This window comes from Nonomuraea sp. SYSU D8015 (assembly GCF_008065375.1).
Lineage (GTDB): Bacteria > Actinomycetota > Actinomycetes > Streptosporangiales > Streptosporangiaceae > Nonomuraea.
This window is the reverse complement of sequence record NZ_VJYI01000005.1, coordinates 328,235-353,903: the sequence shown is the minus strand read 5'-3', so window position 1 is coordinate 353,903 and position 25,669 is coordinate 328,235. Positions and strand designations below refer to the sequence as shown.

The 25,669-nt window shown below is 70.6% G+C and carries 25 protein-coding genes; 11 read left to right on the top strand and 14 right to left on the bottom strand.

The features are described 5' to 3' along the window. The first annotated feature begins 126 nt into the window (after nt 1–126). From ID574_RS24035 to ID574_RS24015, 5 genes are read left to right on the top strand one after another with little or no spacing between them, the layout of a single operon-like run. A complete protein-coding gene (locus ID574_RS24035) occupies nt 127–765 on the top strand; it encodes a hypothetical protein (RefSeq protein ID WP_188191201.1) in 639 nt (212 codons plus the stop codon). Then, a complete protein-coding gene (locus ID574_RS24030; RefSeq protein WP_188191200.1) occupies nt 746–2,062 on the top strand; it encodes a hypothetical protein in 1,317 nt (438 codons plus the stop codon). Before ID574_RS24035 ends, ID574_RS24030 begins: the two co-directional genes overlap by 20 nt. A 51-nt stretch (nt 2,063–2,113) precedes the next feature. Further along, nucleotides 2,114–3,307, top strand: a complete 1,194-nt coding sequence (locus tag ID574_RS24025; RefSeq protein WP_188191199.1) for an OmpA family protein — start codon at nt 2,114–2,116, stop codon at nt 3,305–3,307. Next, the gene (locus ID574_RS24020; protein WP_188191198.1) at nt 3,304–6,012 is read left to right on the top strand and encodes an ATP-binding cassette domain-containing protein; all 2,709 of its coding nucleotides are present in this window, start codon (nt 3,304–3,306) and stop codon (nt 6,010–6,012) included. Before ID574_RS24025 ends, ID574_RS24020 begins: the two co-directional genes overlap by 4 nt. A gap of 21 nt (nt 6,013–6,033) precedes the next feature. Then, nucleotides 6,034–6,720, top strand: coding sequence for a hypothetical protein (locus tag ID574_RS24015; RefSeq protein WP_188191197.1), 687 nt, complete (start codon nt 6,034–6,036; stop codon nt 6,718–6,720). Nucleotides 6,721–6,843: 123 nt separating this feature from the next. On the opposite strand, the gene ID574_RS24010 is transcribed toward ID574_RS24015, so the two are convergent. Beyond that, complete coding sequence (locus ID574_RS24010; protein WP_188191196.1) at nt 6,844–8,007, bottom strand: acyl-CoA dehydrogenase family protein; 1,164 nt, start codon at nt 8,005–8,007, stop codon at nt 6,844–6,846. A 126-nt stretch (nt 8,008–8,133) separates the two neighbouring features. Between ID574_RS24010 and ID574_RS24005 the strand changes: the two genes are divergently transcribed. Beyond that, complete coding sequence (locus ID574_RS24005) at nt 8,134–9,447, top strand: UDP-glucose dehydrogenase family protein (RefSeq protein WP_188191195.1); 1,314 nt, start codon at nt 8,134–8,136, stop codon at nt 9,445–9,447. Between the two features lie 99 nt (nt 9,448–9,546). Here ID574_RS24005 and ID574_RS24000 read toward each other — a convergent pair whose 3' ends face one another. From ID574_RS24000 to ID574_RS23990, 3 genes are all read right to left on the bottom strand, one after another. After that, a complete protein-coding gene (locus ID574_RS24000; protein WP_188191194.1) occupies nt 9,547–10,425 on the bottom strand; it encodes a GNAT family N-acetyltransferase in 879 nt (292 codons plus the stop codon). A gap of 332 nt (nt 10,426–10,757) precedes the next feature. Then, a complete protein-coding gene (gene purE / locus ID574_RS23995) occupies nt 10,758–11,252 on the bottom strand; it encodes a 5-(carboxyamino)imidazole ribonucleotide mutase (RefSeq protein WP_262496042.1) in 495 nt (164 codons plus the stop codon). A gap of 67 nt (nt 11,253–11,319) precedes the next feature. Beyond that, complete coding sequence (locus tag ID574_RS23990; RefSeq protein ID WP_188191193.1) at nt 11,320–12,468, bottom strand: 5-(carboxyamino)imidazole ribonucleotide synthase; 1,149 nt, start codon at nt 12,466–12,468, stop codon at nt 11,320–11,322. 290 nt (nt 12,469–12,758) lie between these two features. Between ID574_RS23990 and ID574_RS23985 the strand changes: the two genes are divergently transcribed. Next, nucleotides 12,759–13,241, top strand: a complete 483-nt coding sequence (locus tag ID574_RS23985; protein ID WP_188191192.1) for a GtrA family protein — start codon at nt 12,759–12,761, stop codon at nt 13,239–13,241. On the opposite strand, the gene ID574_RS23980 is transcribed toward ID574_RS23985, so the two are convergent. The 3 genes from ID574_RS23980 to ID574_RS23970 all read right to left on the bottom strand — a co-directional run bounded on the left by ID574_RS23980 (nt 13,225) and on the right by ID574_RS23970 (nt 15,666). Further along, nucleotides 13,225–14,505, bottom strand: coding sequence for an ATP-binding protein (locus ID574_RS23980; protein WP_188191191.1), 1,281 nt, complete (start codon nt 14,503–14,505; stop codon nt 13,225–13,227). The two genes, ID574_RS23985 and ID574_RS23980, sit on opposite strands and share 17 nt — an antisense overlap. A gap of 4 nt (nt 14,506–14,509) precedes the next feature. Continuing rightward, entirely contained in the window at nt 14,510–15,178 is a 669-nt protein-coding gene (locus tag ID574_RS23975) for a response regulator transcription factor (protein ID WP_012888073.1), read from the bottom strand. 263 nt (nt 15,179–15,441) lie between these two features. Then, nucleotides 15,442–15,666 carry a hypothetical protein gene (locus tag ID574_RS23970; RefSeq protein ID WP_188191190.1) on the bottom strand — a complete coding sequence of 75 codons (225 nt, stop codon included), beginning with the start codon at nt 15,664–15,666 and terminating at the stop codon, nt 15,442–15,444. A gap of 256 nt (nt 15,667–15,922) precedes the next feature. On the opposite strand from ID574_RS23970, the gene ID574_RS23965 reads away from it, so the two are divergent. Then, nucleotides 15,923–16,975, top strand: coding sequence for an SAM-dependent methyltransferase (locus ID574_RS23965; RefSeq protein WP_188191189.1), 1,053 nt, complete (start codon nt 15,923–15,925; stop codon nt 16,973–16,975). A 91-nt stretch (nt 16,976–17,066) separates the two neighbouring features. Here ID574_RS23965 and ID574_RS23960 read toward each other — a convergent pair whose 3' ends face one another. Continuing rightward, nucleotides 17,067–17,927 carry an NAD-dependent epimerase/dehydratase family protein gene (locus tag ID574_RS23960; protein ID WP_188191188.1) on the bottom strand — a complete coding sequence of 287 codons (861 nt, stop codon included), beginning with the start codon at nt 17,925–17,927 and terminating at the stop codon, nt 17,067–17,069. A 279-nt stretch (nt 17,928–18,206) separates the two neighbouring features. On the opposite strand from ID574_RS23960, the gene ID574_RS23955 reads away from it, so the two are divergent. The 3 genes from ID574_RS23955 to ID574_RS23945 all read left to right on the top strand — a co-directional run bounded on the left by ID574_RS23955 (nt 18,207) and on the right by ID574_RS23945 (nt 21,582). Beyond that, complete coding sequence (locus tag ID574_RS23955) at nt 18,207–18,539, top strand: TetR/AcrR family transcriptional regulator C-terminal domain-containing protein (RefSeq protein ID WP_188191187.1); 333 nt, start codon at nt 18,207–18,209, stop codon at nt 18,537–18,539. Continuing rightward, on the top strand, nt 18,536–19,060 hold the full coding sequence (locus tag ID574_RS23950) for a 4'-phosphopantetheinyl transferase family protein (RefSeq protein ID WP_188191186.1): 525 nt from the start codon (nt 18,536–18,538) through the stop codon (nt 19,058–19,060). Before ID574_RS23955 ends, ID574_RS23950 begins: the two co-directional genes overlap by 4 nt. A 257-nt stretch (nt 19,061–19,317) precedes the next feature. Beyond that, nucleotides 19,318–21,582 (top strand): glycoside hydrolase family 95 protein, encoded by a 2,265-nt coding sequence (locus ID574_RS23945; RefSeq protein WP_188191185.1) that lies wholly within the window; start codon nt 19,318–19,320, stop codon nt 21,580–21,582. Between the two features lie 43 nt (nt 21,583–21,625). Here the strand turns inward: ID574_RS23945 and bfr are convergent, their stop codons facing one another. The 6 genes from bfr to ID574_RS23915 all read right to left on the bottom strand — a co-directional run bounded on the left by bfr (nt 21,626) and on the right by ID574_RS23915 (nt 25,651). Beyond that, nucleotides 21,626–22,111, bottom strand: coding sequence for a bacterioferritin (bfr, locus tag ID574_RS23940; protein WP_188191184.1), 486 nt, complete (start codon nt 22,109–22,111; stop codon nt 21,626–21,628). A 28-nt stretch (nt 22,112–22,139) separates the two neighbouring features. Next, nucleotides 22,140–22,316: a (2Fe-2S)-binding protein gene (locus ID574_RS23935; RefSeq protein WP_188191183.1), complete on the bottom strand. Its 177-nt coding sequence runs from the start codon at nt 22,314–22,316 to the stop codon at nt 22,140–22,142. Between the two features lie 141 nt (nt 22,317–22,457). Then, nucleotides 22,458–23,078, bottom strand: coding sequence for an MBL fold metallo-hydrolase (locus tag ID574_RS23930; RefSeq protein WP_188191182.1), 621 nt, complete (start codon nt 23,076–23,078; stop codon nt 22,458–22,460). After that, on the bottom strand, nt 23,079–24,164 hold the full coding sequence (locus tag ID574_RS23925) for an S-(hydroxymethyl)mycothiol dehydrogenase (RefSeq protein ID WP_188191181.1): 1,086 nt from the start codon (nt 24,162–24,164) through the stop codon (nt 23,079–23,081). Between the two features lie 15 nt (nt 24,165–24,179). Further along, on the bottom strand, nt 24,180–25,145 hold the full coding sequence (locus tag ID574_RS23920; RefSeq protein WP_188191180.1) for an adenylate/guanylate cyclase domain-containing protein: 966 nt from the start codon (nt 25,143–25,145) through the stop codon (nt 24,180–24,182). Then, on the bottom strand, nt 25,142–25,651 hold the full coding sequence (locus tag ID574_RS23915) for a PH domain-containing protein (protein ID WP_188191179.1): 510 nt from the start codon (nt 25,649–25,651) through the stop codon (nt 25,142–25,144). The genes ID574_RS23920 and ID574_RS23915 overlap by 4 nt, the downstream gene beginning before the upstream one ends. Nucleotides 25,652–25,669: the final 18 nt, after the last annotated feature.

The following is a 25,669-nucleotide window of genomic DNA, read 5'->3' as shown; positions in this document are numbered from 1 at the left end:
CGTTACGGCTTCTTGCTCCGGTTTTGGGACGCCTATCAGGGATTTCGGGACGGGCGTCACCGCATTCCCGCGGTCCCAATCGCCGCCGAAACTGAATCCGGTTCTACAAAAGCCCCGGAGGTCCACGTGATCACCCCCAAGCTGGAATACCTGCGCCATCTCGCCCATGACCAGATCGATCAGGAGCGGAGCGCGTGCCTGTCCCGCACCGGGCGCCTGCGGGGAGAACTGGCCGGTGCCGAGGAGCGGCGGCAGGCAGCCGAGCGCGAAGTCCGCATCGCCCGACAGGCGTGGGAGGAGGCACGCCAGCCGGTCCCCGAGGAGGACCTCAAAGAGCGACGGCTGGCCGAGTCCCTCAGGAATGGCCGCCCAGACTCCCTGGTGCGGGCACGCCGGCTGGCCGACCGCAGGAGGAGCCTGGCCGCGGCCGAGATCGAGTGGGCCAAGGCCGAGGAGCGCCTGGCCGCTGCGGTGCAGGCGGTCGAAACGCTGAGGCAGGAGATCGCACGCGAGGAGGCGGACGGCCGGGCGCGGGCCCGGCGCGTCCATGAGTTCGTGAGCCGGCGCGCGGCCGCGTACCTGCAACAGCTTGTCCGCACGCACCCGCGCGGGCCCGATCTCAACTCCCGCCTCGAGTTGCTCGGGCCGGACCTGCCGGCGTGGGCGCTCGAACCGCCGGAGTTCTCCGGCCGCGAGCCGGAGGCCAGGGAACACGCACGGGATCGAACAGAAGGAGTGACTTCGGATGGCGCGGTGGCATTTTAGGCGCGGCGGCTCCGGCCTGCGGCGCGCACCGGAGCCCAGGCGGTTCGTGCCCTCGGACGTCGATGAGGCTGCCGCGCTCTCCGAGATCACACGCCTGGTGGAGGAGCTGGCGCCTGGTGGGGTGGACGAGGCGACCGGGCACCCGCTCGACAACCTCATCAACTCGACGGCGGCGCGCTGGGAGCAGGAGGTCCAGGCGGAGTACGCCGCGTACCACGCGGAGGCCACCGCGCTCGTCGGCGTGGCGGACGCAGCAGTGGCGGAGTGCCGGCTGGCGGAGGCCGATGACCGCGAACGCCTCGCGGACGTCCGCCTCGCCCTCGACGCGGCCAGCTCCCGCCTGGTGCAACCGGGCGACGGCCCCACAGAGGGGGCCGCTCCCGCGAGTGCGACCGACTCCCCGAGCGAGACCGGTTCCCCGGGCCGGGGCGACCCTGCGGGCGAGGGAGCCTCGCCGGGTGGGGGCGACTTGCCGGGCCGGGGCCGTTTCGTGCGATGGGGTGGCCGGCAGTACGCGGATCCCACGCTGCTCGCCGGGTGGCCGCGGGTGCCACTGCTGCTCCACACGGCGGCGCTGGCGGCCGCAGCCGGCGCCGACTGGGCCGCTTTCCTGCAGGTGGTAAAGCTGATCATGCGCTCCGAGTCCGCCCTCACCACCTCCGTGGTAGTGGTCGGGTTCACAGCGATCGTGGTCTATCTGGCGCATGCCACCGGCGTGATGTGTCGTGATATCAGGGCCGGATCAGCGGAGGTGAGCCGAGCCCTGGCCGCCCTCTGCGTGCTCGCGTGGGCCGCGTTCGGCGCCGCCGCCTTCGTGGCACGTCTCAGGGCCGCCGAGCCTCGCCAGGCGTTCAGCGACGCCACATCGCCATCGGACGACAGCGCCCTGTTCTCTGCGCTCTTCTTCTTGGCGTTCTTCGTCGGCACCGGCATCGTCGCGGGCGCGGGAGCGTATCTCACCCACAACCCCCTCCGATCAGCGTACGGCCGGGCGCTGCGCGTCCACCGGCGTATGCTCCGCAGGGCCATCGTCTCGGCCCGTGAGCTCGCCCTGGCCGAGGCGAACCGGTCCGCGCACGCGAGCGAGCTCATGGCCGCGCGCCAGAGCCTGCTGCACGCCCTCCAGGTCCGCCTAGCCCTCGCCGAGCGGCTCAAGCAGATGGCCCGCGTGTTGATCGCTCAGCGGGCACAGGACCCGGCCGTCACCGACGCCATCCTCGAGCCCGATCTGCGGCCCTACGCGTGGTCGCCGGGCACTGCCGGCAGCACCACCCCGCCGGCGCGATCGACCTCGTGACCGCGCCGCCAGCCCCGTTACACATCCCGATCCGACCTGGAAGACACGTCGATGTATCCATCCGCACGGTCGTCCGCGACCTTCCTCTCCGTCGCCGCGCTCCTCGGTCTCTCGCTCACCGCCTGCGCCGAGGGCGGGGAAGGCCCGTCCACATCCAAGCTCGCCTCGCTGGGCTGCGGGATGTCGGGCGACGGCCCACTCGCCCTCGCCGTGGGCTCGCACGCGAACGCCCCCGCGCCCGCCATTGAGCCTGCTCTGGTGGAACTGATGAAGCAGAGCGCCCAGGCGGGGCACCGCATATCGCTGGTACGGATCGACGGCGCCCCCGCAGTGGTGTTCGACGCCCCCTTCAAGAGCGACGCGGGAAACGACGTCGCCCTGGAGAAAGACGTCAACTCCTACCTCACTGCGGTCGAGCAGAAGATCAAGGGGGACATCCGCGCGAAGGCGCCGGAAGTGGACGTGCTGACCGCGTTCACGCTGGCGGCCCGCAGCACCGAGCCCGGCGGCAACATCGTCCTCATCGACCCGGGACTGCAGACCACGACGCCTCTCGACTTCCGTGAGGTGATCGACGCGGAGCCCGCCGATGTGGTCGCGTACCTGCGCAAGCAGGAGCTCATCCCCGACCTCACCGGCCGCAAGGTCCTTCTCTCCGGGCTCGGCGACACCGCGTCGCCCCAGCCCGAGCCGGATCTCCGCCTGCGCAGGAACATCGTCGCGATCTGGAAGGAGATCGCGCAGGCCGGCGGGGCCGCATGCGTCGCGGTGGACGGCAAGCCGAACGATCAGGCGGCCCCCACGGGCGCTCCACCAGTCAGCGTCGTCCCGCTGCCGTCCGTACGTGACACGTTCTCCGCCTGTGGCGAAGCGGATCTGAGCGACGGCAACCACGTCGGGTTCGTACGGGGGACATCGAAGTTCCGCGACGTCGCCGGCGCCAGGAAGACGCTCGCGAACCTCGCGGACACCATCCGCAAAGACGACCTCCGGGTCAAACTCATCGGCAGCACCTCGTCGGAGGGCACGAGGGAGGGCAACCTCCGGCTCTCCCGGGAACGTGCGCAAGCGGTCAAGCGGGAACTCGTCCTGCTGGGGGTACCCAGAGGGAGCATCACCGCCGAGGGTCATGGCGCACAATGGCCGGGCCGGGTCGACGATCTCGCCCCTGACGGCACCCTGCTGCCCGGCCCCGCAGCCCGCAACCGCAAGGTCATAGCCCGGCTGACCTGCCCGGCCACATGAAACCGACCCTCTATGGCCCGCTCGCCCGCCTGTCGGACTGGTATCACGGGTGGCGCGATGGCTGGGCGGAGATCCCCTCGCCCGTTGCCCACGGCGCCCTGGACCGGCCGGTCACGACCCCACACAGGGACGCGTTGATACGGCGGGCGCAGGACGCCTTCGAACACGAACGGCTCCGCTACGAGGCGGACCGCACCAGGGTGCTGGCGCACCGAACCGCAGCGTCGGCTTTCAAGCCGCACATCCAGGACCGGGCCGCGCGGGCCGAGGAGCGACTGGCGGCCGTCTCCGCTCTCCTGTCTCCAGAGGAGCGGACGCGGCGACGCCTGGGCGAGGAGCGCCGCGACGACCGCATCGTCGTCACCCGCCGACTGCGCGAGCAGGAGCAGAGGATACGCGCCGCGCAGGCCGCCGTCCAAGACGCCCATGCGGAGCTCGCCTCCCTGGACGGGCAGATCGCTGCCACGTCGGAGGAGGCCGACAGGTGCCTCAGCGCGGCCGCGGCGCGGGTGCGACGCATTCACGAACACACCCATCGCAGACTCGCCGCGTACCGGAGGCGGCTCGTGCGCACGCACCCGCACGGCGCGTGGGTCAACGACGTGCTCAGCTCCCCGTCCCCGGAGATCCCGGGATGGGCGCTTCTGGGCCCGCCCGCGCCTCTTCCCAGCCCGGCTCCGCGACCGCTGCGGGAAGAGCAGCCGCAGCCGGAGGAGCCGCCGGCGCGGCGGCTGATCCCCCTGGGCGACGTCACGGTCTTCGGCTCCGACCCGGTCGCCGACGTCGTCCTCGACGCGGTCGCGGCGGCACCGCACCATTTCACGCTGCGACGGGAGGGTGGGCGGTACCTGCTGTCAGACCACGGGCATGGGCATGGGCCGTATATCGCCGGGCAGCCGGTCAAGTCCGCGATGCTCTCGCCGGGCGATTGCTTCGACTTCGCCGACCATCGTTACCGCATCAGCCAAGACGGCTCCGGCCTGGAGGACACCCCTCTCGGCGGTTGCGCCCTCATCGTCGCCGAAGTGTACGCCAAGAGCGGCGACAAACCCCGCCTCACGCGCATGTCCTTCGTGCAGCGGGACAACACCTTGCTAGCGATCCTCGGCCCATCCGGGGCGGGCAAGAGTTCGCTGTTCTCCGCGCTCCTCGGAGAGCTCGAAACGGACGGCGGCGAGTTGTTCTTCCGGGGTCTGGACCTCAAGACCCACGCCCGGCAGATCCGGGAGCAGCTCGGCTTCGTCCCGCAGGAGATCGAGCTCTACCAGACGCTCACGGTCCGGCGCCTGCTGCAGTACTCCACGTGGCTGCGCAGCCCGTGGCGGCGGCCCGAGCGCAATCGGCGCGTCGAGGAGGTGTGTGCCCAACTCGGCCTCGAAACCCAGATCGACCAGCTCGTCGCCACGCTCTCCGGCGGGCAGCGCAGGCGTGTCTCGATCGCACTGGAGCTGCTCACCAAGCCGCGGCTGCTCATGCTCGACGAGCCTGCCTCCGGTCTCGACCCCGGTATGGACCGCGAGCTCATGACGCTGCTGCGCGAGTACGCTGACGACGGCAACACGGTCATCGTCATCACCCACGCGACCGACCACCTGGATCGGGCCGGGCACGTGCTCGTCGTCGTCCGCGACGGCCGGCCGGTCTACTCAGGGCCGCCGGCACTGGTCAGGAGCGCGCTCGGGGCCGCGAGCTACGCAGACCTGATGAAGTCACTCGCCGACGACCCGCTGACGCCGGCCCGGCGGTACGCGGCCGGCAGCGCGGCATCCGAGGCGGTCGTCGAAGCGGAACGCGCGAAGACCTCGCCGGCTGTTCCACCCCCCATGCGCCGCCGCGGCCCGGCCCGGACGTTCGCCCGCCAGCTCTGGGTGCTGATCCTCCGCCAGATCTCCCTGCTGGCCGCGCGCGGCGCGTCCAGGAACCGCAGCGACGACGAGCGCAAGCTGCTCGAGTGGACGCGAAGGAGCGCGGTGGTCCTGATGCCCTTCATCATCGCAGGTGTGTCGGCGGTGCTGGCCGGCCTCGTGACCGGCGAGTCCGGCCTCGGCGGAGGCGACGCGGCGCCGACGGCGTTGAGCCTGCTCACCACCCTCTGCGTGCTCAGCGGCCAGGCGCTCACCTACAGCGACATCGTCTCGGACTATCCGATCATCCGCAGGGAACGCCGCACGGGGACGCTGACCCTGGCAGTGACGCTGTCCCGGTGGCTGATCTACGCCGCCGTCGCCGTGGCGGAGGCGCTGCTGATCACTGTGTTGTTCCTGCGGATCAGGCCGGGGCCCACGCGCTCCCTGGTTTTGTGGCCAGCGGCGGAGCTCTTCGTCAACCTGGCAGCGGTCACCGTGGCGGCCATGTCGATGGGCCTGCTCATCTCGGTGGTCGCGCGGAAGCTGGAACAGGCCGTCGCGCTGGTGACGGCCACGTCAGTCGCGCAGATCGCGCTGAACGGCATCACGGCCGACCTGTCAGGTAACCGGGTGCTGACCGCCGTGGCCGCCCTGCTGCCAGACCGGTGGGGGGTGGCCGCCGCGGCCTCTTCGCTCGACCTGCGCGCGCTCAGCGCCCTCGGGACGCCGAAGGACGCGCTGTGGCGGCACGACCTCCATCAGTGGCTGTTCGATCTTGCCGCGCTCGGGGTCGTGACGCTCGCCTGCTTCGCGGGGGCCACCCTGTGGCTCTCGCGACGACTCAGCAGAAGTCAGTAACGGAATCCAACGGAGACATCCATGTCATGGCTCATCATCTGGCTGATCGTCTGCGTGACGGCCGGGACATTGATCCTCGTCATCCGGCACATCCGCAAGAAACGGACAACCGTCGCCGGGAGCGGCGGGCGGGAGGCGGGCGAGCCCACGTCGCCGTTCTGGACGTGGGTGGAGCGCTGCGGGTGGTGCTTCGGCATCGTCTCCGGGATCGCCGCGGTGTGGACTCTCGTCACCTCCGCCTCGCCCGGCTCCTCCCCGGCGAAGACGCCGTCCCCGGACCCCTCATCCGTGGTCGCGAGCAGCGACGGCTACCCGCTGGAGCCCTGTTCCTGGACCCTGGTCTGCAACGACCGTGACAAGATGGACCTCGACACGGGCAACCCCGGGCACGGCAGCTCATCCATCCAGGTAGGGCCGGCCAGGAACGGCGGACCGGCCGAGATCATCCTCGAGGACGACCGGATTCACGGGTCCGACACGACCCCACGTTACGTGATCTCGCCCGGCACGACCGCAGACGCCGCGGACTGCGTGAACCTGCTCGCCCACAAGAAGTACCGGCGGCTCGAAGTGGGGCTGGACGATCTGACGCAGGGGACCAAGCTCTGCGTCGAGACGAATGACAAGCAGGTGGCGCTGGTCACCGTCATGCGGGTCTCGTACGACCCGGTCGGGCTGGAGATCGCCTTCACCACGTGGAAGGTCTGAGAGCGTCGGTCAGCCAATGCGAGGGCGGCGTCGCCGACCGTCCACGCGCGGCGTGAAGACGGCACGCCGCGCCAGGACACGGTAGAGGTCAACTCGTGGTGCTCGGACAGCTCTCCCTGGGGCCTACTTGAGGAGCTGCCTGGCCATCACCATTCTCTGGATCTGGTTGGTGCCCTCGTAGATCTGGGTGATCTTGGCGTCGCGCATCATGCGTTCCACCGGGAAGTCCCTCGTGTAGCCGTACCCGCCCAGCAGTTGCACCGCGTCCGTGGTGATCTCCATGGCCGCGTCCGAAGCCGCGCACTTCGCGGCGCTCGACAGGAACGTCAGGTCCTTCTGGGGCTCGCCGTTCATCGCCCGCTCCGACTTCGCAGCCGCGTGGTACGTGAGCTGCCGCGCCGCCTCCAGCTTCATCGCCATGTCGGCGAGCATGAACTGCAGGCCCTGGAAGTCGGCGATCGGGCGGCCGAACTGCTTGCGCTCCTTCACGTAGCCGATCGCGAAGTCCAGCGCGCCCTGGGCGATGCCCAGCGCCTGGGCGGCGATGGTGATGCGGGTGTGGTCGAGCGTCGCCAGGGCCGTCTTGAAGCCGGTTCCGGGGTCACCGATCATGCGGCTGGCCGGGATGCGGACGTTGTCCAGGATGACCTGGCGGGTCGGGGAGCCCTTGATGCCGAGCTTCTTCTCCTTGGGGCCGAAAGAGACGCCCTCGTCGGACTTCTCGACGACGAAGGCCGAGATGCCGCGGGCGCCTGCCGACGGGTCCGTGACGGCCATCACCGTGTAGTACTCGGAGACGCCGGCGTTCGTGATCCACATCTTGGTGCCGTTGAGCACGTACGCGTCGCCGTCCGCCACCGCCCTCGTCTTCATCGCCGCCGCGTCCGAGCCCGCCTCCGGCTCCGAGAGCGCGTACGAGAACATGGCCTCCCCCCTGGCCACCGGCGCCAGGTAGCGGGACTTCAGCTCCTCCGACGCCGACAGGAGCAGCGGGACCGTGCCGAGCTTGTTGACGGCGGGGATCAGGGAGGACGACGCGCAGGCGCGGGCCACCTCCTCGATGACGATCACCGTCGCCAGCGCGTCCGCCCCCGCGCCCCCGTACTCCTCAGGGATGTGCACGGCGTGCAGATCCGCCGCCACCAGCGATTTGTAGACGTCCCAGGAGAACTCCTCGGTCTCGTCGGCCTCGGCGGCGTAGGGGGCGATCTTCTCGTCGGCCAGGGCCCGGACGGTCTCCCTGAGCATGTCGTGCTCTTCGGCGGGCGCGTATAGAGGGAAGCTCATGCGTCAAATACTAGGACGTCCGAACATCTTGTTACCAGTCGGTACGGTTTGCGAAGAGGTGCAGGTGGCACGTAGCACTTAGCGAAAGGCCGGTAGCATGCCTGCGCGATCGAAAGGAGCTCACTCGTGCCATATCGCCTCACGGTGATCGGGACCGGATACCTGGGCATCACGCATGCGGCATGCATGGCGGATCTGGGATTCGAAGTCCTGGGCCTCGACATCGATGCAGACAAGGTCCGCCGGCTGAACGACGGTGAGCTCCCCATCCACGAACCCGGGCTGGAGCCGGTGCTCCGCCGCGGGCTCGACTCCGGCCGCCTCCGCTTCACCACCTCGTACCAGGAGGTCGCCGACTTCGGCGACGTGCACTTCATCTGCGTGGGCACCCCGCAGAAACGCGGCGAGTACGCCGCCGACGTCTCCTACATGGACGCCGCCATCGAGTCGCTCGCGCCGCTCCTCGACCGCGAATGCCTGGTCGTCGGCAAGTCCACCGTGCCCGTCGGCACCGCCGAGCGGCTCGCGGACAAGCTGACCCGGCTGGCCCCGGCCGGGGCCGAGGCCGAGCTGGCCTGGAACCCCGAGTTCCTGCGGGAGGGGTTCGCCGTCCAGGACACGCTGCGGCCGAATCGGATCGTGCTCGGGGTCCGGAGCGAGCGGAGCGAGAAGGTGCTGCGGGAGGTGTACGAGCCGCTGGGAGACGTTCCGTTCGTGGTGACCGATTTCGCCACGTCCGAGCTGGTCAAGACGGCCGCCAACGCCTTCCTCGCGACCAAGATCTCCTTCATCAACGCCATGGCCGAGGTGTGCGAGGCTGCTCACGCCGACGTCAAGCAGCTGTCCGAGGCGCTGTCGTACGACGACCGCATCGGCGGGCGGTTCCTGAACGCCGGGCTCGGGTTCGGGGGCGGCTGCCTGCCCAAGGACATCAGGGCGTTCATGGCGCGGGCCGGCGAGCTGGGGGCGGACCAGGCGCTGACGTTCCTGCGCGAGGTGGACGCCATCAACATGCGGCGGCGCGCCCGCATGGTCGACCTGGCCAGGGAGCTGGCCGGCGGGTCCTTCCACGGGTGCACCGTGGGCGTGCTGGGCGCGGCGTTCAAGCCGAACTCCGACGACATCCGCGACTCCCCCGCGCTCGACGTCGCCGTGACGATCGGTCACCAGGGCGGACAGGTCACCGTGTACGACCCGATCGCGCTCCGCAACGCCCGCAAGGCTCATCCTGAGCTCAACTACGGCGAGTCGGCCGTGGAGGCGGTGCGTGGGGCGCACGTGGTGTTGCTGCTCACGGAGTGGCAGGAGTTCGTGGAGCTCGATCCGGAGGAGTTGGGCGCCGTCGTGGCCACGCGGCGCATCGTGGACGGGCGCAATGCCCTGGACGCTGAACTGTGGCGATCCGCTGGATGGCACTACCGGGCGCTGGGCCGCCCGTAGACCCTCCGTGTGCCGGTAGGCCGTCCGTCCGTAAGCCGGTCGTCGCGTCCGCATGCCGTCCGTCGTGTCCGCAGGGTTCCTCGCCGTCGTGTGGTCGCCTCATGGGCGGGCGTGGCGGACCCACTGGGTGAACAGCGGGCGGTAGCCGCGGCGGGCCCAGAACGGGGCCGAGAGCGGGTTCGGGAGGGCGTGGTGGAGCGTCATCGCCGTCACGCCCTGCGCCGCCGCATGGCCGTGGGCCACCTCGGTGAGCACCGCGCCCACGCCCCGGCCGCGGACGGACGGCTCCACGTACAGGACGCTCAGGTACGCTACCGGCGCCGCGTTCACGGATCGGGCGATCCATCCGGAATGGCCGGGCGGCTGGACGATGACGCAGCCCGCCGCCTCCCCGTCCCGCTCGGCCAGCCAGCACCATTCCGTGGGCAGCACCTCCGTGGCCAGGAAGTCGCGGATGCGGGCCGGGGTCGACGGGCGTGGCGTCACCCATCCGAACTGCGCGTCGTACGCCACCAGCCGCTCGTACAGACGGGCCATCGTTTCGAGGTCGGCCATGGTGGCCCGGCGGACGCCCGGAGCGGCGGTGACACCCGTGGGAGACCGGTGGACCGTCTGCGCCACGATGGGGGCGAAGTCGCGGACGGCCAGGGCGCGCACCGGCGTCGTGTCCCGGCTCGGCCAGGAAACCGTGAGCGCCTGGTCGGGCTCGTCGAGCCGCAGGCCCGCCACCCATCGGTCCAGCAGCGCGCCGAGCGCCGCCTCCGGGTCGGGTCCGGCGACGCGGGCCTGGAGCCGGTGCAGGATCAGCGGGGACCAGGAGGCCCGCATGCTGCCGGGGTCGATGCGCTCCACGGACGCCCGGCCGACGGCGTCGCGGGCCTCGATCAGGTCGCCTGCTCCGAACAGCTCGTACTGGCCCCCGACCAGCGGATCGGCGGCCCGGACGCGGGCGGCGTGCGCCCTGATCACCGAGTTCATCCCGGCACAGTAGTGGTCCGGCCGCCCGCGAAAAAGGGCCCACACGGGCGTGCATATGGCGGAGCTTCCGCGGGTGAGGCCGCCGTCCAGGTCCCCCATTCCAGAGCAACGTCCCTCATCCCCCAAGCAGGGAGCACCCCGGAGCGATCGTCCTGTTCACGGGGGACTCGCCGCCGAGCGCGGCTCTTTCCGCATGGCGGGCACCCGGCTCGACGCGGAGGCGTGGGCAGCGCGGCCTGTGACCCCGGTGCGCTGTCCGCCTCGGCGCAGGCAGCGGCGCAGGCGCAGGCGCCCGCCGAACGCGCGAGCGGGGTCCGGGCGGGGCTTGGGTGCTAGAGTTCGGCGGCCTCGGCGCGCAGGCGTTCGCCCTTCGCGTGCGCCTGCTCCTTGAGCCGCTCCTGGAACTCCTCCATCCGGGCGCGGAGCCCGGCGTCGGAGGCGGCGAGGATGCGTACGGCGAGCAGGCCCGCGTTGCGTGCCCCGCCCACCGCCACCGTGGCCACCGGCACCCCGGCCGGCATCTGGACGATCGACAGCAGGGAGTCCATGCCGTCGAGGTATTTCAGGGGCACCGGCACCCCGATCACCGGCAGCGGCGTGACCGAGGCCAGCATGCCGGGCAGGTGGGCGGCCCCGCCCGCGCCGGCGATGATCACCTGGAGGCCGCGGGAGGCCGCCTGACGGCCGTAGTCGATCATCTCGGTCGGCATGCGGTGCGCGGACACGACATCGGCCTCGAACGGCACCCCGAACTCCGCCACGGCCTCCGCCGCCGCTTTCATGACCGGCCAGTCGGAGTCGCTCCCCATGACAATACCGATTTTCACGCTGCCTCCTTCGTCGGCAACGTGAAAATCAAGATGCTGCGTCCGATGGTTCGTTCGCTGCGCTCTCTCACGTGTATTCCCCCGTGGTGAGGTAGACGGCGGCGTGGCGGGCGCGGGCGCGGACCTCGTCCAGGTTGGAGCCGAGGGCCGTCACGTGGCCGATCTTGCGGCCCGGACGCACCTGCTTGCCGTAGAAGTGGAGCTTGATGCCCGGGTCGTGGGCCAGCACGTGCTCGTAGCGCTTGAACAGGTCGGGGTCGTCGCCGCCGAGCAGGTTGGCCATGACGACGGCCTGGGCGGTCATCGTGGGCGAGCCCAGCGGCAGGTCGAGCACGGCCCTGAGGTGCTGCTCGAACTGCGACGTGCGCGAGCCCTCGATCGTCCAATGGCCGCTGTTGTGCGGGCGCATGGCCAGCTCGTTGACCACCAGCCCACGGGCCGTCTGGAACATCTCCACCGCCAGCAGCCCTGTCACCCCCAGCTCGTGGGCGATCTTCAGGCCGATGTGCTGGGCCGCGGCGGCGTCTTCCCGGTCGAGGCCGGGGGCCGGCGCGAGCACCTCGACGCAGATGCCGTCGCGCTGCACGGTCTCCACGACCGGGTAGCTGACGCCCTGCCCGTGCGGCGATCGAGCCACCAGCACCGCGAGCTCCCGCTCGAACGGCACGAAGGCCTCCGCCATCAGCTCGGCCCCGGACGCGAACGCATCCTCGACCTGAGCGGCGTCCTCGCACACCCACACGCCGCGGCCGTCGTATCCGCCGCGCACCGCCTTCAGCACCACGGGCCAGCCGTGCTCCTCGGCGAAGCCGGACACGTCCGCCGCCGACGAGAGCCGCGACCAGGCCGGGCACGGGACGCCGATCACGGTCAGCCGCTCGCGCATGACCGCCTTGTCCTGCGCGTGCACGAGCGCGTCGGCGCCCGGGTGGACGGAATAGCCGTCACCGGCCAGGGCCCTGATGTGCTCGGTCGGGACGTGCTCGTGGTCGAAGGTGATCGCGTCGCATCCCTTGGCGAAATCGCGGAGGTCGCCGAGATCGCGGTAGTCTCCGACGCGGGTGTCGACGATCACGCGGGCGGCGCTCTCGTCAGGGGCGCCCGCCAGCACCCGCAGCTCGACGCCGAGCGCGATGGCGGGCTGCTGCGACATCCTGGCCAGCTGACCCGCGCCTACGATGCCGACGACCGGGCCGATGGGGCGGTATGAACTCACGCCAGGTGAGCTTACCGGGACGCAACGACAGCTTCTTCCTGGAGTGCCGGGCGGGTTGCCGGGCACCTCTCCAAAGGGGGCTGGGCGGTCGTTCCGGGTCGCCTCGCAAGGCACGACCGCCCAGCGACCTGCATCGGCAGAGTAATGCCCGCGTTTCCGAATCGCCGCCCATAAGACCATATTTCTAAAGCTGTCTTTACGGGGTAAGTTCATCCGTCTGACACCCGGCCTACATCATGACCGGTACGCTGGGGTGACCAGCCTCGACTAGGAAGGGTCCGAGCAGAGACGTGGACTTCGCCAAACGCCTCTACGAGCGGTTCGCCTCCCTCGTCCACGAGCTGGCCAAGTTCGGCAGCATCGGGGCCATCGCCTTCCTCATCGACTTCGGCCTGCTCAACTTCTGCAACGTCGTGGTCGGCTTGGGGCCGCTGACGTCCAAGGTCGCGGCCACGACGGTCTCCACGACGTTCGCCTACGCCGGCAACCGCTACTGGACCTTCCGGCACCGCGAGCAGAGCGGGCTGAGGCGCGAATACTTCCTGTTCTTCCTGCTCAACGGCATCGCGCTGCTGTTCGGCGTGCTGACGATCGGCTTCGCCACCTACACGCTCAACCTGCACGACCCGCTCAGCCTCAACATCGCCAACATCGTTGGTGTCGGGCTCGGCACGTTGTTCCGCTACTGGTCGTACAAGAAGTGGGTGTTCCTGGAGGCCACCGAGCCGATCCCGATGGAGCTGCCCGAGACCGGGGTCAGGCAGGACCGCTGACCACGCGGGTCCTGGCGCCGTCGTCCTCCGCGGGGCGCAGGAAGATGGCGAACGTCGCGGGACGGCGCCGCACCAACTCCAGCCGGCCGCCGTCGGCGGCGGCCAGCGCGCGGGCGAGCGTCAGGCCGAGGCCGGTGCCCCCGCCGCCGCTGACGTTCCGTTCGAAGATCTTGGGGGCGATCTCGTCGGCGATGCCCGGGCCCTCGTCGGCCACCTCGATGACCACGTAGTTGTCGCCGCTGGTGGTGGTGACCGTGACGGCGCCGCCCCCGTGGCGCAGCGAGTTCTCCAGCAGGGACGCGACCACCTGGCCGAAGCCGCCGGTCGTGGCCATCGCCTTCAGCCCGCGCGCGCCGTCGAGCCGCAGCGTGCGTCCAGCCTCCCTGAACACCGGCTCCCACTCGGTGACCTGCTGGACGAGCACCTCGTCGATCGCGACCGGCTCGGCCTGCGCGTGGCGCTGGCGGCGGGCCGCGGCCAGCAGCTCGTCGATCACCGCGGTCAGCCTCTCGGCCTGCACGATCGCGGCCTCGCCCTCCTCCCGCACCACCTCGGGGTGGTCGGCGGCGGAGACGATCTCCTCCAGGCGCATGGTCAGGCCGGTCAGCGGCGTGCGGAGCTGATGTGATGCGTCGGTGGCGAACTCGCGTTCGCGGGTGAGCAGATCGGAGATGCGGGTGGCGCTGCGGTCGAGCACCTGGGCCACCCGGTCGAGCTCGGGGATGCCGTAGCGATGCTTGCTCGGCCGCGCGTCCCCGGAGCCGAGCCGGTCGGCGATCTTCGCCAGGTCCTGCAAGGGCAGCGTCAGGCGGCGGGACTGCACGACGGCAAGGCTCACGGCCACCGCCAGGGCGGCCGCGGCCAGGGCGACGATGAGGAGCAGACGTGCCCGTACGTCCTGCTCGACCTTGTCCCTGTCACGGCTTATCAGGACGTAGACGCCGGTGTTGGTCTCGGCGTCCTGCGTCATCAGGTGTCCGGATGGTGGGGGGCTGCCGACGATGGTCAGCCTGAGCGGCGTTCCGCGTTCCCAGATCCGGATGTACCTGCCCGGGTATTTCTGCTCCAGTTGCTGGGGGTCGAGCGGCGTCTCCTGGACGCGGGCATACTCGACCTCCCCCACGAGGCGCCTGGCCTCCGCCCCGAGCTCCTGAGCCGCCTCGTCGACGATCAGGCGGCTCACCACGACGCCCAGGGGGACCCCCAGCAACAGGACCGCGATCACTGCGACGACCAGGGTGGAGGTGAGCAGTCGACGGCGCATCCGCCTACTCGCGTTCGAACCGGAAGCCGACTCCCCGGACGGTTGTGATGTAACGGGGCTTGGCGGCGTCGTCACCCAGTTTGCGGCGGAGCCAGGAGATGTGCATGTCGAGTGTCTTGGTGGAACCCCACCAGTTGGTGTCCCACACCTCGCGCATGATCTGCTCGCGAGTGACCACCTTGCCGGCGTCCCGTACGAGGACGCGCAGCAGGTCGAATTCCTTTGTCGTAAGATGCAGCTCTTTGTCTCCCATCCAGGCGCGCCGGGAGTCCGCGTCGATGCGCACACCCTGCACGACCGGCGTCTCGGAGGTGCCGCGGCGCAGCAGCGCCCGCACCCTGGCCAGCAGCTCGGCCAGCCGGAACGGTTTCGTCACGTAGTCGTCGGCGCCGGCGTCGAGGCCGACCACCGTGTCGACTTCGTCGACTCGGGCCGTGAGTATGAGGACCGGAGTGCCGTGGCCCTCGGCCCGAATCCGGCGGGCCACCTCCAGGCCGTCCATTTCTGGCAGGCCCAGATCAAGAACTATGAGGTCGATGCCGCCCGACAGCGCCCTTTCCAGGGCTTGCGGACCGTCGGGGCTCACCTCGACCTGATAGCCCTCGCGGCGCAGCGCACGCGCGAGCGGTTCAGAGATCGAGGTGTCGTCCTCGGCGAGAAGTACGCAGGTCATAAAGCGATCGTAGGACCTTAGGCGATCGTTTCCCGGGCACAGCGCGCGGTTTGACTCGTCGTTGACCTATCTATTGACCTGGGCAAACACGACTAAAATACGGTTGATCATGATTAAATTGCCGCGGCCTTTCTGAACAGATCGTCGACTGATCGTGCCCGTCGGGACGGATTCTCAATCCTCTTCAAGAAAGGCGGCAATCACCCCGACTATTTGCTCAAGATGTGCCGCATCGGGCAAATGGCATGGGCCGTCAAGAGCGATCATGCGTCCAGGTCGTCCTGGCCGACCCGCAGCGCGTAGCCTGGAGGTTGGGTGCGCAGCTCGGCTCCGGGGAGCGCGCGCCGCAGCGCCGACCGGCACGACGACACCGCCTCTCCGGCCCCGGTCGGAGGCTCCCGCCGGCAGCGCCGCCGGCAACGCCCGCTGCCGCTCGTCCCTGCCACCGGGCCGCCTTCGTGCCCCGCCGCCTCGACCGTGCCCGACACCCGGAACTTCCTACGCGGCTGTGACAGCGCCGTGGCAGCGGAACGACAGCCGAACGCCCGAACCTGACGGTTGCCTGATGGTTCAAGCGCGTTCGAGGAGGCATGCCATGCTCGTCAGCCCGTCGAAGGTCCGGTCACCGGCTTCCGCGACGGCCTCGTCGAGGGTCGCTTCCCCATCTGTGTCGAATGACCTTTTCGCCGCGTCCGGCGACACCGATTCTCGTTCGGGACTTTCTACGGGACGAAGGAGAAGATCATGACCACGACGACGGATCAATTCGCCGACCGGCTGTTCCAGGCGGCGCTCGGCACCATCGAGGTGCTCTCCGTGCACATCGGCGACCGGCTGGGCTGGTACCGCACGCTGGCCGCACACGGCCCTGCCATTCCTGAGGAGCTCACCGCGCGGGCCGGCGGCCACGAGCGGTACGCCAGGGAATGGCTGGAGCAGCAGGCCGCGTACGGGATCCTGGAGGTGGCCGCGGACGGCCGGTTCGTGCTGCCGAAGGGCGCCGCCGAGGTGCTGACGGACGAGGCCAGCCTGGCCTACCTCGCGCCGCTGGCCCGGATGCTGGCGGGCGCGGCGGTGCAGATGCCCGCCCTGCTGGACGCCTACCGGAGTGGCGACGGGGTCGGCTGGGCGACGTTCGGGGCCGACGTGCGCGAGTCGCAGGCCGACATGAACCGGCCCTGGTTCGAGCACGCGCTGCCGGGCGCCCTCGCCGGCGTGCCCGCGCTCGACGCCGTGCTCCGCCGTCCCGGCGCCCGCATCGCCGACATCGGCTGTGGCGCGGGATGGTCGTCCATCGCGCTGGTCCGGGCGTACCCGGACGCCACCGTGGAGGGCGTCGACCTCGACGGGCCCTCCATCGAGCTGGCCGAGCGCAACGCGGCCGCCGCCGGCCTCGGCGGGCGCGTCTCCTTCCGCCGCGGCGACGCCGCGCTGCTCGGCGGCGGCCGGTACGACGCCGTCTTCGCCTTCGAGTGCCTGCACGACATGTCGCGGCCGGTGGACACGCTGGAGGCGGCGCGGCACGCGATCGTGCCCGGCGGGGCCGTCGTCATCATGGACGAGGCCGTGGGCGAGTCGTTCACGGCGCCCGCCGACGACACCGAGCGGCTGATGTACGGCTTCAGCCTGCTCATCTGCCTGCCGGACGGGATGAGCGACCGGCCGTCGGCGGCGACCGGCACCGTGATGCGCCCGGACACGCTGCGCCGGTACGCCCGGGAGGCGGGCTTCCGCGACGTCGAGGTCCTGCCGATCGAGGAGTTCGGCTTCTGGCGCTTCTACCAGCTCATCCCGTGACCCGGCTTCTCCGTTGCCGACGGGGTTCCCCAAGGGCTTTCTCGGCTGCCCACCCTCGGCCGGCGCCTGGAGGTGATCGATGCGGTGGGCGTCATGGGCCGGTCCACGCGGCGAACCCCTCGCGCCAGGACGCGTATCGGGGCGTCCAGCCGAGGTGCTTGCGCGCGTACCGGTTGTCCGCGCCCCGTGCGAACCCGTTCCTCTGTGTGCCGTTCTCCGGTGGCTCGGGCGCGCCGACGGCCCGGCAGAAGGCAGGCAGCCAGTCCCGGCCCGGGGCGGGGTCGTCGTCGCAGACGTTCACGGGGCCGGATGGCCAGGCGAGGGCTTGGACGGCGGCGGTCGCGGCGTCGTCCACGTGCACGAAGCTCATCACGTCGGCATCGGCCACGAGGGTGCCCGACCTGGCCTGGTCCGCCCTCAGCCCACGCGGCTCGAACCAGGTGCCGGTGCCGTAGAACATCCCATAACGCAGAACCACCCACTCGGGGAGCTCCCGTGCCGCTGACTCCAGGGTCGCGACGGCGGCGACGCTCGTGCGGCGCGGCTCCGGAGCGTGGACGTCGAGCGGCGTCTCCTCGGCCGCCGGGTCGTCGCCCGGCTCGTACATCCATGAGATGCTCTGCGCCACGATGCGGCGTACCCCGGCGGCCAGGGCCGCGTCGACCAGGTTGCGTGTGCCGATCGTGCGGATCCGGGCGTTGGCGGCGAGGTCGCCCGCGCTCAGGTCGGTCAACTGGTGCATCACGACATCGGCGCCTGACTCACGGAGGGCGGCCGTCAACGCGTCGGCGTCATAGACGTCCGCGATCACGGGAGTGGCGCCCAGGTCGCACAGCATCGCGGCCTTCGACTCGTCACGTGTCGTCGCCGTCACCGTGTGGCCCTCGGCGACCAGCAGCGGGACGATGCGGCGGCCCAGCACGCCGGCGCCACCGGCCAGGAAGACGTTCATGCCGTCACGTTAGGACGCGATCGGTCCGGAGAAGCAGGCCACTTCACCGATGTTTCGCCGGACCACTTGGCACCTCGCATCGGAAGGGCCCGTGACGCCCGACGGGCTGCTGCATCGGTCCTCGAGTGATTCTCGGTCGGGGCGGTGCACGGTAGCGGGTGAGCGAGTGAGCGGAGTAAGCCGATGAAAACCGACCTTCTGCCACGTGCGCCCCGCCTTCCCGCGTGGTGGCCGCCGCGCACGGCCCCACCCCGTGGGCCCCATACCACGCTCGAAGGCGTGCCGGCCGGGGTTCGGGTGCCCGCCGCGGATCCGCGGCGGTGGCGGGAGCAGTTGGAGGACGTGACCGCCGGGCTGCGTGCGGCGCTGCTGGCCCACCCGGGCATGGCGCGGGTCGCGCTGGACTCTCCGCCGGGCCCGGAGGGGCGGCGCGTCAGGAATCGCCTCACCGCGCCCACGGACGAGCCGCGCTCCCCCTTCACCGCGCCCCTGGACGGGCCTCGATCCCGCTTCACCTCGGCGCCCGAGGCCCGTGGCGGGGAGTGTTTCCGCTTCGGGCTTCGCCTGTTGCTGGACGGGCTTGCCGCCGCGCTCCCGGAAGGCGTGGGATGACCTGCGAGGTGTGGTGGGCGGAGCTCGGTGATGTGCGCCCATGGCATGACGGGCTGCTGGATCCCGTGGAACGGCGCTGGAAGGCGAAGTATCGCGCCGCGGCGGACCGTGACCGCTTTGTCCTGGGTTGTGCGATCACCAGGATCGTGCTCGGCCGGCACTTGGGGATGCCTCCCGCCGATGTGCCGCTGCGGCGCGACTGCCCGGACTGTGGTCGCCCGCACGGCAAGCCTCGCGTGCCCGGCGACGAGCTCCACGTGTCGGTGTCGCACTCCGGCCGCTGGGTGGCGGTGGCGATCACAGATGTGGGCCGTGTGGGCATCGACGTGGAGCGCATCGCCGTACGGGCCGCGCCGCTCGTGGCGGCGGCGCTCACGGACCTGCCGCGGCGTGCCGGACATGCCGTGGGGCTCGCGATCGTCGGGGTGGAGGAGATCCCCCGCGTGACGGAGGGCAGCGCGGCCCGCTACCTGACCAGCGCCGCCCGACACATTGCCTGGCCAGCGTCGCCCCTCACATGACGAGCGCTGTCTCCTGGGCCTCGTCGTATTTCGCACGTCACCACGACAGGCCCGCGTTGCCCCGCCCCTCCGCACTTCGGCGAGGTCCCTCCAGGGAAAGGGTGAGAGCCTGGGATCGTGCGGATCAGGGGCCGAGGGCCGGCCACTTCGGCGGGGTTCTCGCGGGAGAGGCCGGGAGGGGCGCGGCGACGGCGGGGCGAAGGCTGCTGCCCTCCGCTGCGCCCGCGACCGGGCCCGGATTGTTACGGTTGTGATCCATGACAGGCTTACTCCTCTGGTACGACCGGCCCGCCACCGACTGGGAGACCGAGGCGCTGCCGATCGGCAACGGGGCGCTGGGCGCGATGGTCTTCGGCGGGACCGACGTCGAGCAGATCCAGTTCAACGAGAAGACGCTGTGGACGGGCGGGCCGGGGTCGCGGCAGGGATACGACTTCGGCAACTGGACGAGCCCGCGCCCGCACGCCCTCTCCGAGGTCCGCGAGGTGCTGGACCGCGAGGGGCGGATGGCGCCGGAGGAGGCCGCGGCCAGGCTGGGGCAGCCGAAGTCGGGCTTCGGGGCGTACCAGACGTTCGGCGACCTGTGGCTCGACCTGCCCGAAGGCGCCCCCGCCGGCTATCGCAGGGAGCTGAGCCTGCGTGAGGCCGTGGCCAGGGTGGCGTACACGGTGGACGGGGTGCGGCACACGCGCGAGTACTTCGCGAGCCACCCGGGCAACGTGATCGTCGGGCGGATCTCGGCCGACCGGCCGGGCGCGGTGGAGTTCACGTTGCGCGCGTCGTCGCCGCACGACGACAAGCGGATCAGCGTGGCGGACGGGCGGCTGACGATGCGCGGGGCGCTGGCGGACAACGGGATGGTGTTCGAGGCGCAGGTGCAGGTGGTCGTGGAGGGCGGCACCCGTACGGACGGGGCCGACCGCGTCACGGTCACCGGAGCCGACAGCGCGGTGTTCGTGTTGTCCGCCGGGACCGACTACGCCCCCGTCTACCCGGCCTACCGGGGCGAGGATCCGCACGACGCCGTCACCGCCGCCGTGGACAAGGCGGTGGTGCAGGGGTACGAGGCGCTCAAGCGAGCCCACCAGGACGACCACGCGCGGCTGTTCGACCGGGTGGAGCTGGACCTGGGCCAGGAGGAGCCGGAGGTGCCGACGGACCGGTTGCTGGCGGGCTACACCGGCGGCGACTCGCCCGCCGACCGGGCGCTGGAGGCCCTCTACTTCGCCTACGGACGCTACCTGCTGATCGCGTCCTCACGGGCCGGGTCCCTGCCGGCGAACCTGCAGGGCGTGTGGAACGACTCCACCGCCCCCGCGTGGTCGAGCGACTACCACGTCAACATCAACCTGCAGATGAACTACTGGCCGGCCGACGTGACGAACCTGTCCGAGACGGCCGTGCCGTACGACGAGTACGTCCAGGCCCTGATGGCGCCGGGCAGGCGGACGGCGCGCGAGATGTTCGGGGCCGAGGGGTGGGTGGTGCACAACGAGACGAACCCGTTCGGGTTCACCGGCGTGCACGACTGGGCCACCGCGTTCTGGTTCCCGGAGGCGGCGGCCTGGGTGACGCAGCACCTCTATGACCGCTACCGGTTCAGCGGCGACCTCGGCTACCTGCGGCAGACCGCCTACCCGGCGATGAAGGGGGCGGCGGAGTTCTGGCTGGACACGCTGCACACCGACCCGCGCGACGGGACGCTGGTCGTGTCGCCGAGCTACTCCCCCGAGCACGGGGACTTCTCGGCGGGCGCGTCGATGTCGCAGCAGATCGTCTGGGACCTGTTCACGAACGTCTGGGAGGCCTCGGCGATCCTGGACGTGGACGCCGAGTTCCGGACCCGGGTGATGGACGCGCTGGAGCGGCTGGACCCGGGGCTGCGGATCGGCTCCTGGGGTCAGGTGCAGGAGTGGAAGGCCGACCGGGACGAGCAGGACGACACGCATCGGCACGTGTCGCACCTGTTCGGGCTGCATCCCGGGCGCCAGATCGCGGCGGGGAGCCCCGAGGGCGAGGCCGCCAAGGTCACGCTGGCGGCCAGGGGCGACGGCGGCACCGGGTGGAGCAAGGCCTGGAAGATCAACTTCTGGGCGCGGCTGCTCGACGGCGACCACGCGCACACGATGCTGGCCGAGCTGCTGAAGCACTCGACGCTGGACAACCTGTGGGACACGCACCCGCCATTCCAGATCGACGGCAACTTCGGGGCCGTCGCGGGCATGGCCGAGATGCTGGTGCAGAGCCACCATGGGGTGATCCACGTGCTGCCCGCACTGCCGTCGGCCTGGCGCACCGGGTCCGTGCGCGGGCTGCGGGCCCGCTGTGACGTGACCGTGGACGTGTGGTGGCGCGACGGGACGGCCGAGAAGGTCACGCTGCGGGCGGGGCGCACCGGCGAGATCACGGTACGGGCCGCCGGACGGGTGTGCGACGAGCAGGGGGACGAGGTGGCCGTGCGGCGCACCGACGACACGGTGAGCTGGGACGCCGAGGCCGGGAAGGCGTACACGATCGGCTGACCGGGGCGGGCGGGCCCCGCCCGCCCCGGCGCCGTGACGGCGGTCAGTCGTCGGCGGACGGCGGCTCGGCGTAGCGGGCCAGGTAGAGCTGCAGGCCGAGGCTGTCGATCAGACCCAGCTCGGTCTCCAGGTAGTCGATGTGGTGCTCCTCGTCCTGGAGGATGTCCTCGAAGATGCGGGCCGAGGTGACGTCACCCTTCTCCCGCATGAGCTGGATCGCCGGCCGCAGCCGCTGCACCACCGACAGCTCGACCTCCAGGTCGGCCCTGAGCTGCTCTTCGACGGTCTGCCCGATGTGCAGGGTGCCCAGGCGCTGATAGTTGGGCAGCCCCTCCAGGAAGAGAATGCGGTCGGTGAGGCGCTCGGCGTGGCGCATCTCGTCGATCGACTCTTCGCGGGTGTGCTCGGCCAGCTTGGTGTATCCCCAGTTTTCCTGCATTTTGGCGTGCAGGAAATACTGGTTGATCGCTGTGAGCTCGGCGGTCAACTGCTCGTTGAGCAACTCGATGATCTGCTTGTCGCCCTGCATGTGAACGGGCCCCTTGCTGCTATCCCGGCTATGCGGTCGTCAACTCTTCCGACCTTTTCAGGATCGCACAGATCTTCCGTACACATCGGGCACAGTCCCCACCAGCCCCGGTGGTGTCGCGGATCTCCTTCGCGCTCTTCGCCCCGGAGGCGATGCAGTCGTGCACCTCGTTCTCCGTTACCGCACGACAAATGCACACGTACATCCAGGGACGGCCTCTCCGCGAAAAGATGGGATGCCAAGGTTAGGCACACCTAAGATAACCCACTTTGGTAAGGCTTGCCTACATTGGGTGGGCCACAGTGACGTATCCCTCGGCGAACAGCGGATTACGGGCCGTCTCTAATCAGTGTCCCCTGGCGATCCACTCCTCCAGATGCGGGGCCTCCGCGCCGATCGAGGTCGAGTCGCCGTGGCCGGTGTGCACGACGGTTTCCGGCGGCAGGGTCAGCAGCCGCTTCCTGATCGACTCGATGATCGTGTCGAACGACGAGTACGAGCGGCCGGTCGCCCCCGGCCCGCCCTTGAACAGGGTGTCGCCGCTGAAGAGCGCGCCGAGCTCGCGCCCGTACACGCAGACCGCGCCGGGCGCGTGGCCGGGCGTGTGCAGGATCTCCAGCGCGCAGCCGCCGACCTCGATGCGCTCGCCGTCGGTCAGCGGCTCGTACGGGACCGCATCGCCGTATTCCTGCTCCCACAGCACCTGGTCGGCGGGGTGGAGGCGGATCGGCGCCCCGGTGCGCTCGGCCAGCTCGCGGGCGGCGTTGATGTGGTCGTTGTGCGCGTGCGTGCAGACGATGGCCTTGACCGCGCGCCCGCCGACCCGCTCGGCGATGGCCGCGGCGTCGTGGGCGGCGTCGATGACGACGACCTCGCGGGCGTCGCCGACCAGCCAGACGTTGTTGTCGACGTCCCAGGTGCCGCCGTCCAGCGAGAACGTGCCCGAGGTGATGACGCGGTCGATCATCTAGAACGTCACCACCGAGCGCAGCACGTCGCCGTTGTGCATCTTCGCGAACGCCTCCTCGACCTGGCCGACGCCGATCGTCTCGGTGACGAACTTGTCGAGCGGCAGCCGGTTCTGCAGGAACAGGTCGATCAGCATGGGGAAGTCGCGGCTCGGCAGGCAGTCGCCGTACCAGCTCGACTTCAGCGACCCGCCGCGCCCGAACACGTCGAGCAGGGGCAGCTCCAGCTTCATCTCCGGCGTCGGGACGCCGACCAGCACCACCGTGCCCGCCAGGTCGCGGGCGTAGAAGGCCTGCGTGTACGTCTCCGGCCGGCCCACCGCCTCAATGACCACGTCGGCGCCGAAGCCGCCGGTCAGGTCGCGAACGGCCTCGATCGGGTCGCTCTCGCGCGCGTTGACCGTGTGGGTGGCGCCGAAGCCGCGCGCCCATTCCAGCTTGCGGTCGTCCACGTCCACCGCGATGATCGTGCCCGCGCCCGCCAGCGAGGCGCCCAGGATCGCCGCGTCCCCGACGCCGCCGCAGCCGATCACGGCCACGCTGTCGCCGCGCGTCACCCCGCCGGTGTTGATCGCCGCGCCGATGCCGGCCATCACGCCGCAGCCCAGCAGGCCCGCCACCGCGGCCGGGGCCTCGGCGGAGACCTTGGTGCACTGGCCGGCGGCGACCAGGGTCTTCTCCAGGAACGCGCCGATGCCGAGCGCGGGCGACAGCTCGGTGCCGTCCTTGAGCGTCATCTTCTGCGTCGCGTTGTGGGTGTTGAAGCAGTACCAGGGGCGGCCGCGCAGGCAGGCCCGGCACCGGCCGCACACCGCCCGCCAGTTGAGGATCACGAAGTCGCCCGGCTCGACCTCGGTGACGCCGGGGCCCACCGCCTCGACGACGCCCGCCGCCTCGTGGCCGAGCAGGAACGGGAAGTCGTCGTTGATGCCGCCCTCGCGATAGTGCAGGTCGGTGTGGCAGACCCCGCTGGCCTGCACGTTGACGACGGCCTCACCAGGCCCGGGATCGGGGACGACGACGGTCTCGAGCGAAACTTCCTGGCCCTTGGCCCTGGCGATGACGCCCTGCACTTCGTACGGCATGGCAGCCATCTTGTGTCAGGAGGTTGATCTCCGCAAGACATAGGGCTGCACCAGGCCGAGGCCCCTCGCCTGGCGGCGTCTGATCTTGTGGATCTCGTAGCCGTCGAGCCCTCCGGCCAGCTCCGCGTCCACCAGGACGGTGCCCGGACGGGCGATCGCGGTGAGCCTGGCCGCCAGATTGACGGTGGTGCCGAACACGTCGCCCATCATGGGCACCACCGGGCCGTACGCCATGCCGATGCGCAGTTCCTCCGCGTCGAGCAGGTCGAGCGCGATCGCCGCCGCCTGTGCAGCGGTCGGCGCGGTGAACAGCACCTCGTCGCCCAGTGTCTTGACCAGCCGGGCGCCGTGCGTGGCCACCACGTCGGAGGCCCGCGACTCGAAGCCCTCCACCAGCCCGGCCAGCTCCCGCTCGTCCAGCTCGCGAGCCCGCCGGGTGAACGCCACCAGATCCGCGAACCCCACCGCCATCGGCACCCGGGTCGGCACGGGGTGGTCGTTGAGGTCGGCGAGGGCCAGCAGCCGGGTGCCGGCCGCGGCGAGCTGGGTCCGCCAGACGTGGATCAGCACGCGTTCGAAATCCGGCAGCATCACCTGCGCGGTGTCGAGCATCGCGGCCAGGTCGGCGTCGGTGGGCTCCGGCCGCAGCATCGTGCTCGTCATGATCTCCGCCTGCCACTGCGCCAGCCTGGCCGTGGTCTGGCCGAGCGCGCGCGCCATGCGGACGACCGTCTCCTCGTCGAGCAGGCCGCGGTCGAGCATCCTGCGCACATGGAGCAGGGCGCCGACGTCGGCGTCGGTGAACGCCACGGCGTCGTCGGCGCGCTGGGCGAAGCCGAGCGCCCTCCAGATGCGCGCGGCCAGCTCCTGCGACACGCCGCTGCGGGCCGCGACCTGCGCGCGCGTGTAGCGCGGTGGCAGGCCGAGCAGCAGCCGCTCGATGTCCTCGGCGGTCGGCCGTCCCCGCGGATGAGAGCTCAACGGCCGTCGATCTCGCCGTCCGAGGCGTCCTCGACCAGCCTGAACAGGTCGGTGCGGACATCCTGGATCTTCGGGATGTCGCGCAGCACGATCTCGCCCCGGTCGCCCGCGGACTCGACGGTCAGCGTGCCGCAGCCGAGCAGGCGCTCGGCGAAGGTCTGGTCGGAGCTGACGGTGTTGACCTTGGCGATGGGGATCTCGTCGGTGGACTTGTTGAGCACGCCCTGGCTGATCGTGAACCGGTGGGTGGTGAGCACGTAGCCGGTGTTCTTCCACTGCAGGTAGGGCACGAACGACCAGATCGTCAGCAGGATGAGGGCGATGACGACGACGGCGATCCTGGCGTAGGAGGCGAACTGCCAGTCCGGCATGAACCACAGCGCCGCGCCCGAGGCCGCGGCGATGAGGACGAGCGCGGCGAAGGGGCCGATGAGCCGCTTCCAGTGCGGGTGGAAGGACCGGACGCGTCGCTCACCCTGCGTCAGATGGTGGTCGGGAAGGGTCATGGCCCAAATCGTGCCACC

What these genes read in the sequence shown, in the direction of transcription:
- ID574_RS24030 (WP_188191200.1), top strand. Translation starts at nt 746, where the DNA reads ATGGCGCGGTGGCATTTTAGGCGCGGCGGCTCCGGCCTGCGGCGCGCA.
- ID574_RS24025 (WP_188191199.1), top strand. Translation starts at nt 2,114, where the DNA reads ATGTATCCATCCGCACGGTCGTCCGCGACCTTCCTCTCCGTCGCCGCG.
- ID574_RS24020 (WP_188191198.1), top strand. Translation starts at nt 3,304, where the DNA reads ATGAAACCGACCCTCTATGGCCCGCTCGCCCGCCTGTCGGACTGGTAT.
- ID574_RS24015 (WP_188191197.1), top strand. Translation starts at nt 6,034, where the DNA reads ATGTCATGGCTCATCATCTGGCTGATCGTCTGCGTGACGGCCGGGACA.
- ID574_RS24010 (WP_188191196.1), bottom strand. Translation starts at nt 8,007, where the DNA reads ATGAGCTTCCCTCTATACGCGCCCGCCGAAGAGCACGACATGCTCAGG.
- ID574_RS24000 (WP_188191194.1), bottom strand. Translation starts at nt 10,425, where the DNA reads ATGAACTCGGTGATCAGGGCGCACGCCGCCCGCGTCCGGGCCGCCGAT.
- ID574_RS23980 (WP_188191191.1), bottom strand. Translation starts at nt 14,505, where the DNA reads ATGCGCCGTCGACTGCTCACCTCCACCCTGGTCGTCGCAGTGATCGCG.
- ID574_RS23975 (WP_012888073.1), bottom strand. Translation starts at nt 15,178, where the DNA reads ATGACCTGCGTACTTCTCGCCGAGGACGACACCTCGATCTCTGAACCG.
- ID574_RS23965 (WP_188191189.1), top strand. Translation starts at nt 15,923, where the DNA reads ATGACCACGACGACGGATCAATTCGCCGACCGGCTGTTCCAGGCGGCG.
- ID574_RS23960 (WP_188191188.1), bottom strand. Translation starts at nt 17,927, where the DNA reads ATGAACGTCTTCCTGGCCGGTGGCGCCGGCGTGCTGGGCCGCCGCATC.
- ID574_RS23950 (WP_188191186.1), top strand. Translation starts at nt 18,536, where the DNA reads ATGACCTGCGAGGTGTGGTGGGCGGAGCTCGGTGATGTGCGCCCATGG.
- ID574_RS23945 (WP_188191185.1), top strand. Translation starts at nt 19,318, where the DNA reads ATGACAGGCTTACTCCTCTGGTACGACCGGCCCGCCACCGACTGGGAG.
- bfr (WP_188191184.1), bottom strand. Translation starts at nt 22,111, where the DNA reads ATGCAGGGCGACAAGCAGATCATCGAGTTGCTCAACGAGCAGTTGACC.
- ID574_RS23935 (WP_188191183.1), bottom strand. Translation starts at nt 22,316, where the DNA reads ATGTACGTGTGCATTTGTCGTGCGGTAACGGAGAACGAGGTGCACGAC.
- ID574_RS23930 (WP_188191182.1), bottom strand. Translation starts at nt 23,078, where the DNA reads ATGATCGACCGCGTCATCACCTCGGGCACGTTCTCGCTGGACGGCGGC.
- ID574_RS23925 (WP_188191181.1), bottom strand. Translation starts at nt 24,164, where the DNA reads ATGCCGTACGAAGTGCAGGGCGTCATCGCCAGGGCCAAGGGCCAGGAA.
- ID574_RS23915 (WP_188191179.1), bottom strand. Translation starts at nt 25,651, where the DNA reads ATGACCCTTCCCGACCACCATCTGACGCAGGGTGAGCGACGCGTCCGG.